Below are 12,087 nucleotides of genomic sequence, written 5' to 3' on the forward strand. Positions count from 1 at the left end.
CGTCCTTCGTGTTTCCGGGGCCCCGCCCCCCCGGTGGCTCCCCGGCACGGAACGACCCCGCCGCAGGCCCGAGGCCTGCGACGGGGTCGTTCCCGTCGGATCAGCGGGTGACGGGCACCGGCGCGGTGAGGAGCCGCTGGACGCGGTCCCGGACCCCGGGGGTCTCCAGGCCGCGCACGGTCACCGTGGTGCGGCGGCGCAGCACGTCGTCGACGGTCACCGCCCACTCGCGGTCGCGGGCGAACACCACCTGGGCCCACACGTCCGGGCCGTCGGGGTGGATGCGTTCGCCCAGCGCCGGGTCCTCGCGGATGAGCGCGGCGATGTCCAGGGCCAGGCTGCCGTAGTGGGAGGCCAGGTGACGGGCCACCGGCGGCTCCATGCGGGCGCCCGGCTCGCGGTCGATCAGGATCCGCTGCGCCACCGCGTCCGGGCTGGCCAGCCCGGGCAGCGGGACGGTCCGCAGCGGGTCGGCCATCTCCTCGGCCAGCGGCACCGCGCGCACCTTGCGCAGCTCGTTCAGGACGGTCCGGCCGATGTGCCGGTAGGTCGTCCACTTGCCCCCGGCCACCGACAGCATGCCGCCGCGGCCCTGGGTGACCACCGTCTCGCGCTTGGCCGCGCTGGTGTCCCCGCCGCCGCCCGGCAGCACCCGCAGCCCGGCGAAGGCGTAGTCCACGTGGGAGGCGTCCAGGTAGGGCGCGTCGATGCCCAGTTCGGCCTCGCCCAGGATCTGCTCCACGTCGGAGGGGAGCACGGACACCTCCGCCGGGTCCCCGGTGTACTCCTCGTCGGTGGTGCCCAGCAGCAGGCGGCCCTCCCACGGGATGGCGAACGACACCCGGTGGCGGTCCACCGGGATGGTCAGCGCCGCCCGCCACGGCTCCGGGGTGCGCAGTACCAGGTGGGCGCCCTTGGACAGGCGCACGCTCGGGGCCGCCGCGGGGTCCTCCATCCGGCGCAGGTGGTCCACCCACGGACCGGTGGCGTTGAGGACCAGGCGGGCGTCGACGCCGAACTCCGTGCCGTCGGTGCGGTCGCGCAGCTCGGCGCCGGTGACCCGGGTCCCGGTACGGCGCAGGTCCACGACCTCGGCGTGGTTGAGGACGACGGCCCCCGCGTCGACCGCGGCCCGAACGGTCATGATCGCCATGCGGCTGTCGTTCATCTGGTGGTCGCCGTAGGCGGCGACCGACTTCAGGCCCTCGGTCCGCAGCCCCGGAGCCAGCCGGGCGGCCTGGGCCGGGGACAGCAGCCGTCCCATGCCGTCGCCGAACGCCGACAGCGCCGAGTACAGGAACACGCCCGCGCCCATCTTGGCCGCGCCGTGCGGGCCGCCCTCGTAGACCGGCACCAGGAACGGCAGCGGGTTGACCAGGTGCGGGGCCACGGTGGTGGCCAGGGAGCGGCGTTCGCGGTGGTTCTCGGCGACCAGCTTGAGGTTGCCGGTCTGGAGGTAGCGCAGCCCGCCGTGGACGAGCTTGGAGGAGGCGCTGGAGGTGGCGCCGGCGAAGTCGCCCGCGTCCACCATGGCGACCCGCAGGCCGGACTGGGCGGCGTTCCAGGCGACCGAGGTGCCGAGGATGCCCCCGCCGACGACGAGGAGGTCGAAGGTGCCGCGGGAGAGTTCGGCGCGGGTGCGCGAGCGGTCCGCGCCGCTCCCCGGAAGCGCGACGGTGGCGCGGGACACCGGGGCCGGGGCGCCCGACGGGTCGGCGGCGGTGATCGGGGTGTCGCTCAGGGTTTCGGCGCTCGGGGCTTCGGTGTCGCGGGCGGCGGGCACGGAGGCGTCGGGTCGCCGGGCGGCCGGGTCGGGCGTGGTCGTCATGGCCGGGTACTCCTCGGAGAGGGATGGCTGTGCGGCCGCCGGAACGGACTCCGCGTTCCGTGCGGACATCGCAAAGATCATACGACAATGCCGCACGATGGTGGAGAGGGCGGGGGGTCTTGCGGTGATTTCGGGTCGGTTTCGATGCACTTTCGGGGGCTGGGGCGTACTGATATTACGGTGAGTGCCCGCCGCATGGCTTGGCGTCCTTGTTGTGCGTCATTGTCGAACGCGGTCTTCGGGGTGGCCGACCACGGGTACGGGCCGACGCCGACGCCCTGCATATGGCCGACGTCTCATCGGTGGCAGCGAAGGGAACGGGGGACACGACGCATCCGGGACGCGCACGGACCACGGCCGCGGTGGGCGGCGGCACCGGCCGCCGTGGGGGCGCTCGTCGGCGGGGCGGCCCACACCGGCCAGGGGGCTCCGCCCGCCCCTGCCGCAGTGCCGACTTCCAGGTGACCGGGATCGACCGGGGCGCCGCCGGGACGGTGTACGTCGGGTTGGGGCCGGGCCGCGCCGGGGGGGCGGGGAGCCCTGCCCGATGAACGACCGGTTCGGCGTCCCCCGGACGGACGCCCCCGGTGGGGAGCGGGCGGGCGGGCCCGCCGCGGCGACGGGATCCGGGACCCGTGGGTGGTGCCGGGCGGCGGGTACGCCCGGCTGGCCATGGCCCGGTCGGCCCCGGACGGCTTCGACCCGCAGGGCCGCGGGGAGGTGCGCACCGCCACCGGGACCACCGTGTACCGGGGGTTCCACGACGACCCGGGCGTGCACGGAGAGCCGAGCGCGCCGGTGCGCGTGTGCGGGTCGGCGGCGGGCGCCCCCGCCGTGTCCGTGCCACCGGGCGGGTGATCCGACGGAAGAAGGGGGCGGCGGACCGTGTCCGCCGCCCCCTTCCGTGTTCATGCCCGGGTCGCTCAGCCGCCGAAGCCGGTCAGCCGCCACACCCAGGCGCCGATGACACCGCCGATCAGCGGGGCCACCACCGGGATCCAGGCGTACGACCAGTCCGAGGAGCCCTTGCCCGGGATGGGCAGCACCGCGTGCGCCAGCCGCGGACCCAGGTCGCGGGCCGGGTTGATGGCGTACCCGGTCGGGCCGCCCAGGGACAGCCCGATGCCCAGCACCAGCAGGCCGACGAGCAGCGGGGCGATGCCGGTGGAGAACAGCGCCGACAGATCCGCGTCACCCTGCGTCACGTGCCCGGAGTTGGCGCCGATGCCGAGCACGCCCAGGACCAGCATCGCGGTGCCGATGACCTCGGTGATGACGTTGGCGACGGGGTTGCGCACGGCGGGCGCGGTGCTGAACACGGCCAGCTTGGCGTCCGGGTCGTCGGTCTCCTTCCAGTGCGGGAGGTAGACCAGGTACACCAGCACCGCACCGGTGAACGCACCGGCCAACTGGGACGCCATGTAGCCCGGCACCAGCGCCCAGTCGAAGTCGCCGATGCTGGCCAGGCCCAGCGTCACCGCCGGGTTGATGTGCGCGCCGCTGACGGTGCCGACCGTGTAGACGGCCATGGCCACCGCCATGCCCCAGCCGAACGTGATCACGATCCAACCGCCGTTGAAGGCCTTGGACTTGGCGAGGACGACGCCGGCGACGACGCCGCCGCCGAGGAGGATGAGGATCGCCGTGCCGATGAACTCGGCGAGATAAACAGACATGATGGCCTCCGCCCGTAAGGGGCAGCCGGGTCACGGGGGCCGTGTCCGCCCGTGGGCACGGGCATAATCGGACACACCCGTCACAGGAATGGGATGGGTGGGGCCGCCCGACAGGGAGGCCCGGGCCGCGCCCAGGGGCCGTGGGGTTCGCAGCCTGAGCCCCTGGGTCGCGGTCGTCATGGACGGGGTGGGTTCCGTCCGGTCACTTCTCGTCGTGCTCGACCCAGCCGAGGGTGCGCTTCACCGCCTTGTTCCAGTTGTGGTACTCCCGCTCGCGGACGGCGGGCTCCATCTCGGGCGTCCATTCGGCCGCCTTGTGCCAGTTGGCGCGCAGGGTCTCCACGTCGGGCCAGTAGCCCACGGCCAGGCCGGCCGCGTACGCGGCGCCCAGGCACGTGGTCTCGGCGACCATCGGGCGCACCACCTCGGCGTCCAGGACGTCGGACAGGATCTGCATGAGCAGGTTGTCCGCGGTCATGCCGCCGTCCACCTTCAGGGTGGTCAGCTCGATCTTGGAGTCGGCGTTCATCGCGTCGACGACCTCGCGGGTCTGCCAGGCGGTCGCCTCCAGGACGGCGCGGGCGATGTGGCCCTTGTTGACGTAGCCGGTCAGGCCCGCGATGACGCCGCGGGCGTCGCCGCGCCAGTGCGGGGCGAACAGGCCGGAGAAGGCGGGGACGAAGTAGCAGCCGCCGTTGTCCTCCACGGTGCGGGCCAGGGTCTCGATCTCCGGTGCGGTGGAGATCAGCCCCAGGTTGTCGCGCAGCCACTGCACGAGCGAGCCGGTGACCGCGATCGAGCCCTCCAGCGCGTACACGGCCGGGGCGTCGCCGAGCTTGTAGCCCAGGGTGGTGAGCAGGCCGTTCTCCGAGGTGACGGGCTCGGTTCCGGTGTTCATCACCAGGAAGGTGCCGGTGCCGTAGGTGCCCTTGACGTCACCCGGGTCGAAGCAGGTCTGGCCGAACAGCGCGGCGTGCTGGTCGCCCAGGGACGAGGCCACCGGCACGCCGGCCAGGTAGCCGCGGGCCTGGCCGTAGACCTCCGAGGAGGAGCGGATCTCCGGCAGCACGGCCGCCGGGATGCCCATGGCGTCGAGGATCTCGGGGTCCCACTCCAGGGTGGCCAGGTTCATCAGCATGGTGCGGCTGGCGTTGGTCACGTCGGTGACGTGATGGCCGGTCAGCTTCCAGATGATCCAGGTGTCCATGGTGCCGAAGAGGACCTCGCCGCGTTCGGCGCGCTCGCGCAGGCCGTCGACGTTGTCCAGCAGCCAGCGGAGCTTGGGGCCGGAGAAGTAGGTGGCCAGCGGCAGGCCGCAGGCGGCGCGGAAGCGGTCCTGGCCCTCGGTCGCGCCGAGCTCGCGGACGAGTCCGTCGGTGCGGGTGTCCTGCCAGACGATGGCGTTGTGGACCGGTTCGCCGGTCTCCTTGTCCCAGACGACGGTGGTCTCGCGCTGGTTGGTGATGCCGATGGCGGCGATCTGGTCCGGGGTGATGTCGCTCTTCTCCAGAGCGTTCTGGACGACGACCTCGACGTTGGCCCAGATCTCCTGGGCGTCGTGCTCGACCCAACCGGGCTTGGGGAAGATCTGCCGGTGCTCGCGCTGGTCGACCGAGACGATACGGCCGTCCCGGTCGAAGAGGATGCAGCGACTCGACGTGGTGCCCTGGTCGATCGCGGCGACGTACTGCTGACTCATCGGATGCTCTCGCCTTCAGTGGAGGGCTCGGGAACGGGAACGGGAACGGACACGCGCGAACAACGGGCTATAACCGCACGTTGTACGACATTGACGTATGAGTAGGCGTTAGTTTCATCCGCTTTTCCTACCTGTGTCAAGACGGCGTGACGCAATCGTGTCGCGTGGGTCACGTACCCTCGCGAACACCTTGACAACACCTCGGGTGCGTGACGAAGTCGCCTTGCCGGTCGTCCGCCGTCCTGCACGGACCGCCTCGCCGCCGTGTCGGGCCGTCGCGTCGGAGCCCCGTCGCTCGGTCCCCGGGCCGACCGGGGGCGCGGCCGGTCACGGGTGGGTGCCGCCGGAACCGCGGCCGGCGGAACGGTCGACCCCGGCGCGGTGGCCGGTGCCGGCGCAGGATCGGTGGGGGCGCAGGGTCAGTAGGGGGTGGCGCCCAGCTCGCGGGAGATCGCGCGGGCGGCGTCGCGCACGTAGGACACCTGCTCCATGTCGAGCTTGTTGTCGGGGCCGCGCAGGCGTTCGACGGCGCCGCGCACCCCGATCGCCCCGACCGTGGTGCCCCGCCGGTCGCGGATGGGCGCGGCGATGGACACCTCGCCGTCCACCAGTTCCTCGGCCTCCCAGGCCCACCCGTTGTCGCGGACCTCCCCCAGCTGTTTCTCCAGCTCACCGGGGGAGACGATCGTGAAGCGCGTGTAGGCGGGCAGGAACACCGGCCCCTCCTCCACGCTCGTGTCCTCCAACGGCGTGACCAGCGGGTCGAAGGCCATGAGGACCTTGCCCAGCGCGGTGGCGTGCAGCGGCAGCAGGGCCCCGACGTCCAGGGTCTGCCGGGAGGAGTCCGGGCGGAACACGTGGTGCACCACGAGCACCTGGCCCTGGTGCGGGGTGCCGATGCGCACGCTCTCGCCGCTCCGGGAGGCCAGGGTGTCGGCCCAGTTCAGGGCCCGGGTGCGCAGCTCGTTGCCGTCGAGGTAGCGGGTGCCCAGGCTGAGCATGCCACCGCCCAGCCGGTAGCGGCCGGACTCGGGGTCCTGTTCGACGAACCCCACGTGCTGGAGGGTGCGCAGGATGCCCAGGACCGTACCCTTGGGCAGTTCGAGAGAGCGGGAGATCTCCGCCAGGCTCAGCCCGCGGGCGCCACCGGCCAGGAGGCGCAGGATGGCGGCCGCGCGTTCGATGGACTGGATTCTTCCCGGCATGGGGGTGCTACCACTCTCTAGTACGACAATGTCATACGCGCATGCTACTACGCGATGTGACGCCCGCCATGGGACGAGTGACATCGGATCGTGCGGAACGGCCCGAGGGTCGCAACAGTGTAGTCGTCGGGCCCGCGGGGCCCGCGTCCGACGTGCATGAACGCGGGCGAGGGCGACCGGTCACAGTTCGGCTGCCGCCTTGTCGATGGCCGTCGCGGCCTCGTCGACGTCACGGTCGGTGATCTCCAGATGGACCACCAGGCGGATCGTCTCCGCGCCGATGTCCAGGGCCCGCACGCCGTGCCGGGCGAACGCCTCCCGGTACGCGGCCGCCCGCCCCGCCGGGGTGTCCACCAGCACCATGTTGGTCTGCGCCCGCGCCCCGAGCCCGGGCACCTGGGCGACCCGCTCCGCCAGCAGCGCCGCCCGCGCGTGGTCCTGGGCCATCCGCTCCCGGTGGTGGCGCAGGGCGTACAGGGCGCCCGCCGCGATGATGCCCGCCTGACGCATCCCCGCGCCCAACAGCTTGCGGGCCCGCCGGGCCCGGGCGATGGTGGCGGCGTCCCCGGCCAGGGCCGATCCCACCGGTGCGCCCAGCCCCTTGGAGAAGCACACCGACACCGAGTCGAACCCCTCGGCCACCTCGGCGGGGGAGGCCTCCAGCGCCGCGGCGGCGTTCCACAGCCGGGCTCCGTCCAGGTGGGTGCGCATCCCGTGGCGGTGCGCGAACCCGGTCACCCGGTGCTGCTCGGCCAGCGGGACCACCCGGCCGGTGAAGGTGTTCTCCAGCCACACCAGCGCGGGTTCGGCGCGGTGGACGTCGCCGCGCCCGGCGATCCACGCCTCCAACAGCTCGTCGGAGGGGACCGGATCGCCGGAGTACAGCCGGGGCAGTGCCCGGGCCAGCACCGCCGCCGCCCCCTGCTCGTCACCGATGAGGTGGTGGTGCTCGTGCGCCCACACCTCGTCGCCGCTGCGGACGGACACGTACAGGCCCAGCTGGTTCGCCATGTGCCCGGAGGTCACGTAGAGGGCGGCCTCCTTGCCGAGCAGGGCGGCCGTCTCCTCCTCCAGCGCCCGCACGGTGGGGTCCTCGCCGAAGACGTCGTCACCGACCTCCGCCTCGGCCATGGCCCGGCGCATGGCCGAGGTGGGGCGGGTGACGGTATCCGATCGCAGGTCGATCATGGTCGCTTCCTCAGGTGGGGCGGAGGGGTGTGCGACCGACGATACTGCCCGGGGTTCAGTCCCGCGGGCCGATCCTGTCCAACGCCTCCGACAGCAGGCGCAGGGAGGCCAGTGCGTCCGCGGCGCCCTCCTCGCCGAGTTCGGCGACCAGCGCCTCGGCCAGCCGGCCGTGCGCGGGGTCGATCCGGCGCAGCGCCGCGATGCCCTCCCCGGTGGGGGACAGGAGCTTGGCGCGGCTGTGCGCGGGGTTGGGCAGGTATTCGGCGAGTCCCTGTTCCACCAGCACGTCCGCGATGCGCTGCACGCTCTGCCGGGCGCTGCCCAGGTCGCGGGCGATGGCCGACACCGCCTTGGGGGTGTCGGTGACCGAGCCGAGCACCTGCCAGCGCGCTGCGGTCAGCCCCGCCGGCCTGGCCAGTTCCTCGGAGACCGACAGGAACTGGCCGTTGAGGCGGAAGACGGCGAGGGCGGTCCCGGTGAGCAGTTCGGCGCTGCGGAGGTCGGGACGCGCCATGCTCAGGACCCCTCCGTCAGCGCGAAGTAGGCGCCGGCGTCGTGCTGGGCGTGCAGCCGGTACCAGGCGTCCAGCGTCCTGGGCGTGAACAGGTCCAGCTGGGCGAAGATCTCGCGGGCGAACTCGATCGGTGCGGTGGAGCCCGCGGTGATCAGCCCGTCGTCGGTGACGGCCAGGGCGTTGCGGTACCTGCCCGCGCCGGTGTAGCCGGTGGCCAGCAGGTACTCGGGCGCGGAGCTGGTGTGGTCGCGGTAGTCGAGCAGGCCCTCGCGGGCCAGGCCGGCGGTGGCCCCGCAGATCGCCGCCACGGGGACCCCGGAGTCGAGGAAGATCCCGGCGGCCGAGGCGAAGGAGGTCATCGACTCCGGGTCGGTGTCCCAGGAACCCGCGCCCGGCAGGATCAGCATCGCGCTGCTGGACGGCTTGAGCTGGGGGAGCGTGAGGTCGGGCAGGACGGTGATGCCGCCCATGGTGGTCACCGGGGCGCCGCTGAGCCCGACGGTGACGACGTCGTGGCGGCCCGGAGAACGCTGCCACTCACCGCTGCGGATGGTGGAGACGGCGTGGCCGATCTCCCAGTCGGCGAGCCCCTCGTAGACGGCGAGGTGGACGGTCTTCCTGCTCTCGGTATTCATGACAACATCCTGTCATCTTGACAGCATGCTGTCAAGGTTGTGGGGACGAAGGAACTGGAGTTCGCGTGCATTCGATCAGGGTGTCCGTTGTCGGCTTCCGGGCTGCGCGTTCGGCGGGAGCGTCCGGTGCTTGAAGAGCATGGTGAACCATGTCCCGGACTTTCTGCTTTTCCGGGCGGTGAGGAAATTCGGATAAACCCCTTTCCCAAACAGGGGCTCTCGGTGTCTTCGCAGGTCATCCGGCTTGTGGTTCGGGTTTCGTCGTTGTGTTCGGTCGTGCTCTGCGGAGGCGTCCCTCTGGGGCGGCCGGCGCCCGGGGGTGGCTGCTCGCAAGAAATACGAACGGAATTCATGTCCGGATTGGGGGTGGGTGTGCCCGCGGGGCTGCGTGTGACGGGGCTCACTCTCGGCGGGGAGCGCCCGCGTCATCGGGGGTGCGGGTGATCCGGGTCTCGCTCGGATCACAGAAGTCCGCGCGGATGTTCACAGAAGCTCACAAATGGTACTACCATTTCGTCCGCCTGCCTTGAGGACAGGCCGAGGCCGCTGCGTCCGACGGCCCCGCACCTTTCGCCCGCTCACCGGAAGGCTCCGCTGTGGAGAACTTCACGCCCGTCTACGGGACGGGTCCCCTCCTCGGGATCGCGGCCGGGGCCATCGCCCTGCTGCTCTTCCTGATCATCCGCCTGCGACTGCACGCCTTCATCGCACTCGTCCTGGTCAGCCTGCTGACCGCGGTCGCCGCGGGGATCCCGGCCGCCGACATCATGCCGACCCTCCTGGGCGGGTTCGGCGGGACCCTCGCCAACGTCGCCCTGCTGGTCGGCCTCGGCGTCATGCTCGGCCGCATGCTGGAGGTGACCGGCGGCGCCGCCGTCCTCGCCGGAGCCCTCATCAGGGCCTTCGGTGAGAAGCGGGCACCCCTGGCGCTGGGGGTCGCGTCCCTGCTCTTCGGCTTCCCGCTGTTCTTCGATGTCGGCCTCGTGGTCATGCTGCCGATCGTCTTCAGCGTCGCCCGCCGGGTCGGCGGCTCCGTCCTGACCTACACACTGCCCACCGCGGGCGCCTTCGCGGTCATGCACGCCTTCGTGCCCCCGCACCCCGGACCGGTGACCGCCGCCGTCGAGATCGGCGCCGACATGGGCCTGGTCCTGCTGATCGGCCTCCTCCTGGCCATTCCGACCTGGTACCTGTCCAGCTACCTGTTCGGCCTGTGGATCGGCGAGCGCATCGTGCTCCCGGTGCCCGACGACATCATGTCCGACGGCAGCGTCGACCACGAGAACCCGCCGCGCCTGGCCACCGTCGTCGGCCTGCTGCTCCTGCCGATGCTGCTGATCTTCGCGAACACCGGTGTGAGCACCCTCGTCGCCACCGGGTCCGTGTCCGCGGACGCGCTGTGGGTGCAGGTCTCCCAGCTCGTCGGCCAGACCCCCGTCGCCCTGCTCATCACCGTGCTGGTCGCCATGGTCGTGCTCGGCCGGGGCCGGTTCACCCGCCAGGGCATGGAGACGCTGGTCGGCGCCTCCCTGGGCCCCGTCTGCGGCATCATCCTCATCACCGGCGCGGGCGGCATGTTCGGCATGGTCCTGCGCACCAGCGGTATCGGCGGCGCACTCGCCGAGACCCTGGACGAGGCCGGGCTGCCGGTCATCGTGGCCGCCTTCCTGATCGCGCTCGCACTGCGCGTCGCCCAGGGTTCGGCCACCGTCGCCATCACCACGGCCGCCGGGCTCATCGCCCCCGCCGTGCAGGCCGCGGACGGGCTGTCGTCGATCGACCTGGCGCTGGTCGTCATCGCCATCGCCTCCGGCGCCACCGCCCTGTCGCACGTCAACGACTCCGGGTTCTGGCTGGTCGGCCGGTTCCTGGGGATGGACGTGAAGACCACGCTCAAGACCTGGACCGTGATGGAGACCCTCATCGGCTTCATCGGGTTCGGGCTGGCCTTCGGCCTGAGCCTTGTGCTGTGACCCGCGGGCGGCCCGGCTCAGGCGGGGACGTCGTCGTCCTCGTCGTTGCGGGTCGGGTCGTCCTCCAGGGCCTCGACGACCTCGGTGACGATGGCGCGCATGGCCGCCTCGGCCACATCGGGCAGCCCGTCGTGGATGGCCTGGGCGACCGCCTTGTGCAGCCGCAACGCCTCCGGGCGCGGGTGGCGGGGCATCAGGTCGTAGGAGGTGCGTCCCACGAGGACCTCCGACACCACCTGCGACAGGCCCACGAGCATCTCGTTGCCCGACAGTTCGAGGATCTGTCGGTGGAAGGCGATGTCCAGTTCGAGGAAGGTGTCCAGGTCGCCGGCGCGACCGGTGCGGATCATCTCGTCGGCGATCACCACCAGGTGGGCGCGGGCCTGGGTGCCGCCGCGCTGCGCGGCCAGGGCGGCGGCGCCGGGTTCGACCGCGGAGCGCAGTTCGTTGAGGGAGCGCAACTGCTCCATGCGGCCCGAACCGGCCAGCCGCCAGCGGATCAGCTGCGGGTCGAAGATGTTCCAGTCCTGCATCGGGCGCACCCGGATGCCGGTGCGGGGCCTGCTGACCACCAGCCGCATCGACTCCAGCACCCGCACCGCCTCGCGGGCCACGGTCCGCGACACGCCGAAGTCCGCCTCCAGTCCCTGGAGGGTGAACGTGTGGCCGGTGGTGTACTCGCCCGCGGCGATCGCGGGCCCGAGGATCGCCAGCACCCGGTTGTGCAGCGTGCGGTGATCTGTGCCCATCGTTCTCCCTGTTTCGACCGGGGGTCAGGCTGAAGCCTAGCCGGATTGATTGATATCACTATTGATGGTGGCACTTGCGGTCGTGCAGGTCCCCACGAGGAGAAACCATGCACTTCGTCTTCATGGGCGTCTCGGGCAGCGGCAAGACCACCGTCGCCGAGCACGTGGCCCACGGGCTCGGGCTCCCCTTCGCGGAGGCCGACGTCTTCCACCCGCGCGCCAACATCGACAAGATGGCGGCCGGGATCCCCCTCACCGACGACGACCGCTGGCCCTGGCTGCGCGAGCTCGCCGGGTGGATCGCCGCCCACGACGCACTGGGCGAGTCGACCGTGATGGCCTGCTCCGCGCTCAAGCGGTCCTACCGGGATCTGCTGCGCGAGGGCGCGCCGGGGGTGCACTTCCTGCACATGCACGGGCCGGAGGAGGTCATCTGGGAGCGGATCGCCGCCCGGGCGGACCACTTCATGCCGCCCGCGCTGCTGCGCTCCCAGCTGGAGACCCTGCAACCCCTGGACCCGGACGAGGCCGGGCGAGAGTTCGACGTCCGGTCGGATGTGGACACCCTCGTCCGGGAGTCGCTGGCGTACGTGAAAACGGTGCTGCAACCGTCCTGAACT

At 72.0% G+C, this 12,087-nt stretch carries 11 protein-coding genes; 3 read left to right on the forward strand and 8 right to left on the reverse strand.

The features are described 5' to 3' along the window. Nucleotides 1-100: 100 nt before the first annotated feature. On the reverse strand, nt 101-1,897 hold the full coding sequence (locus QJS33_RS07375) for a glycerol-3-phosphate dehydrogenase/oxidase (protein ID WP_306367112.1): 1,797 nt from the start codon (nt 1,895-1,897) through the stop codon (nt 101-103). Between the two features lie 570 nt (nt 1,898-2,467). Here QJS33_RS07375 and QJS33_RS07380 point away from each other — a divergent pair. Beyond that, nucleotides 2,468-2,686 carry a hypothetical protein gene (locus QJS33_RS07380; protein WP_306367113.1) on the forward strand — a complete coding sequence of 73 codons (219 nt, stop codon included), beginning with the start codon at nt 2,468-2,470 and terminating at the stop codon, nt 2,684-2,686. A gap of 65 nt (nt 2,687-2,751) precedes the next feature. On the opposite strand, the gene QJS33_RS07385 is transcribed toward QJS33_RS07380, so the two are convergent. From QJS33_RS07385 to QJS33_RS07410, 6 genes are all read right to left on the reverse strand, one after another. Then, the gene (locus tag QJS33_RS07385) at nt 2,752-3,504 is read right to left on the reverse strand and encodes an MIP/aquaporin family protein (protein WP_306367114.1); all 753 of its coding nucleotides are present in this window, start codon (nt 3,502-3,504) and stop codon (nt 2,752-2,754) included. A 202-nt stretch (nt 3,505-3,706) separates the two neighbouring features. After that, the gene (glpK, locus tag QJS33_RS07390; RefSeq protein WP_306367115.1) at nt 3,707-5,203 is read right to left on the reverse strand and encodes a glycerol kinase GlpK; all 1,497 of its coding nucleotides are present in this window, start codon (nt 5,201-5,203) and stop codon (nt 3,707-3,709) included. Nucleotides 5,204-5,622: 419 nt separating this feature from the next. Next, complete coding sequence (locus tag QJS33_RS07395) at nt 5,623-6,408, reverse strand: IclR family transcriptional regulator (RefSeq protein ID WP_306367116.1); 786 nt, start codon at nt 6,406-6,408, stop codon at nt 5,623-5,625. Between the two features lie 180 nt (nt 6,409-6,588). Further along, on the reverse strand, nt 6,589-7,596 hold the full coding sequence (locus QJS33_RS07400) for a low specificity L-threonine aldolase (RefSeq protein ID WP_306367117.1): 1,008 nt from the start codon (nt 7,594-7,596) through the stop codon (nt 6,589-6,591). 55 nt (nt 7,597-7,651) lie between these two features. Further along, the gene (locus QJS33_RS07405; RefSeq protein ID WP_306367118.1) at nt 7,652-8,110 is read right to left on the reverse strand and encodes a MarR family winged helix-turn-helix transcriptional regulator; all 459 of its coding nucleotides are present in this window, start codon (nt 8,108-8,110) and stop codon (nt 7,652-7,654) included. Between the two features lie 2 nt (nt 8,111-8,112). Further along, nucleotides 8,113-8,745: a DJ-1/PfpI family protein gene (locus tag QJS33_RS07410; RefSeq protein WP_306367119.1), complete on the reverse strand. Its 633-nt coding sequence runs from the start codon at nt 8,743-8,745 to the stop codon at nt 8,113-8,115. Nucleotides 8,746-9,341: 596 nt separating this feature from the next. On the opposite strand from QJS33_RS07410, the gene QJS33_RS07415 reads away from it, so the two are divergent. Next, on the forward strand, nt 9,342-10,718 hold the full coding sequence (locus QJS33_RS07415) for a GntP family permease (protein WP_306367120.1): 1,377 nt from the start codon (nt 9,342-9,344) through the stop codon (nt 10,716-10,718). 17 nt (nt 10,719-10,735) lie between these two features. Here QJS33_RS07415 and QJS33_RS07420 read toward each other — a convergent pair whose 3' ends face one another. Further along, complete coding sequence (locus QJS33_RS07420) at nt 10,736-11,467, reverse strand: FadR/GntR family transcriptional regulator (RefSeq protein WP_306367121.1); 732 nt, start codon at nt 11,465-11,467, stop codon at nt 10,736-10,738. A 107-nt stretch (nt 11,468-11,574) separates the two neighbouring features. Between QJS33_RS07420 and QJS33_RS07425 the strand changes: the two genes are divergently transcribed. After that, on the forward strand, nt 11,575-12,084 hold the full coding sequence (locus QJS33_RS07425) for a gluconokinase (RefSeq protein WP_306367122.1): 510 nt from the start codon (nt 11,575-11,577) through the stop codon (nt 12,082-12,084). Nucleotides 12,085-12,087 lie beyond the last annotated feature (3 nt).

The organism is Nocardiopsis sp. CC223A (assembly GCF_030766825.1).
In the GTDB taxonomy this organism is placed as follows: domain Bacteria; phylum Actinomycetota; class Actinomycetes; order Streptosporangiales; family Streptosporangiaceae; genus Nocardiopsis.

Excerpts from the sequence above, each read along its gene's own strand:
- QJS33_RS07425 (WP_306367122.1), top strand. The coding sequence starts at position 11,575 with ATGCACTTCGTCTTCATGGGCGTCTCGGGCAGCGGCAAGACCACCGTC.
- QJS33_RS07420 (WP_306367121.1), bottom strand. The coding sequence starts at position 11,467 with ATGGGCACAGATCACCGCACGCTGCACAACCGGGTGCTGGCGATCCTC.
- QJS33_RS07385 (WP_306367114.1), bottom strand. The coding sequence starts at position 3,504 with ATGTCTGTTTATCTCGCCGAGTTCATCGGCACGGCGATCCTCATCCTC.
- QJS33_RS07410 (WP_306367119.1), bottom strand. The coding sequence starts at position 8,745 with ATGAATACCGAGAGCAGGAAGACCGTCCACCTCGCCGTCTACGAGGGG.
- QJS33_RS07400 (WP_306367117.1), bottom strand. The coding sequence starts at position 7,596 with ATGATCGACCTGCGATCGGATACCGTCACCCGCCCCACCTCGGCCATG.
- glpK (WP_306367115.1), bottom strand. The coding sequence starts at position 5,203 with ATGAGTCAGCAGTACGTCGCCGCGATCGACCAGGGCACCACGTCGAGT.
- QJS33_RS07395 (WP_306367116.1), bottom strand. The coding sequence starts at position 6,408 with ATGCCGGGAAGAATCCAGTCCATCGAACGCGCGGCCGCCATCCTGCGC.
- QJS33_RS07375 (WP_306367112.1), bottom strand. The coding sequence starts at position 1,897 with ATGTCCGCACGGAACGCGGAGTCCGTTCCGGCGGCCGCACAGCCATCC.
- QJS33_RS07405 (WP_306367118.1), bottom strand. The coding sequence starts at position 8,110 with ATGGCGCGTCCCGACCTCCGCAGCGCCGAACTGCTCACCGGGACCGCC.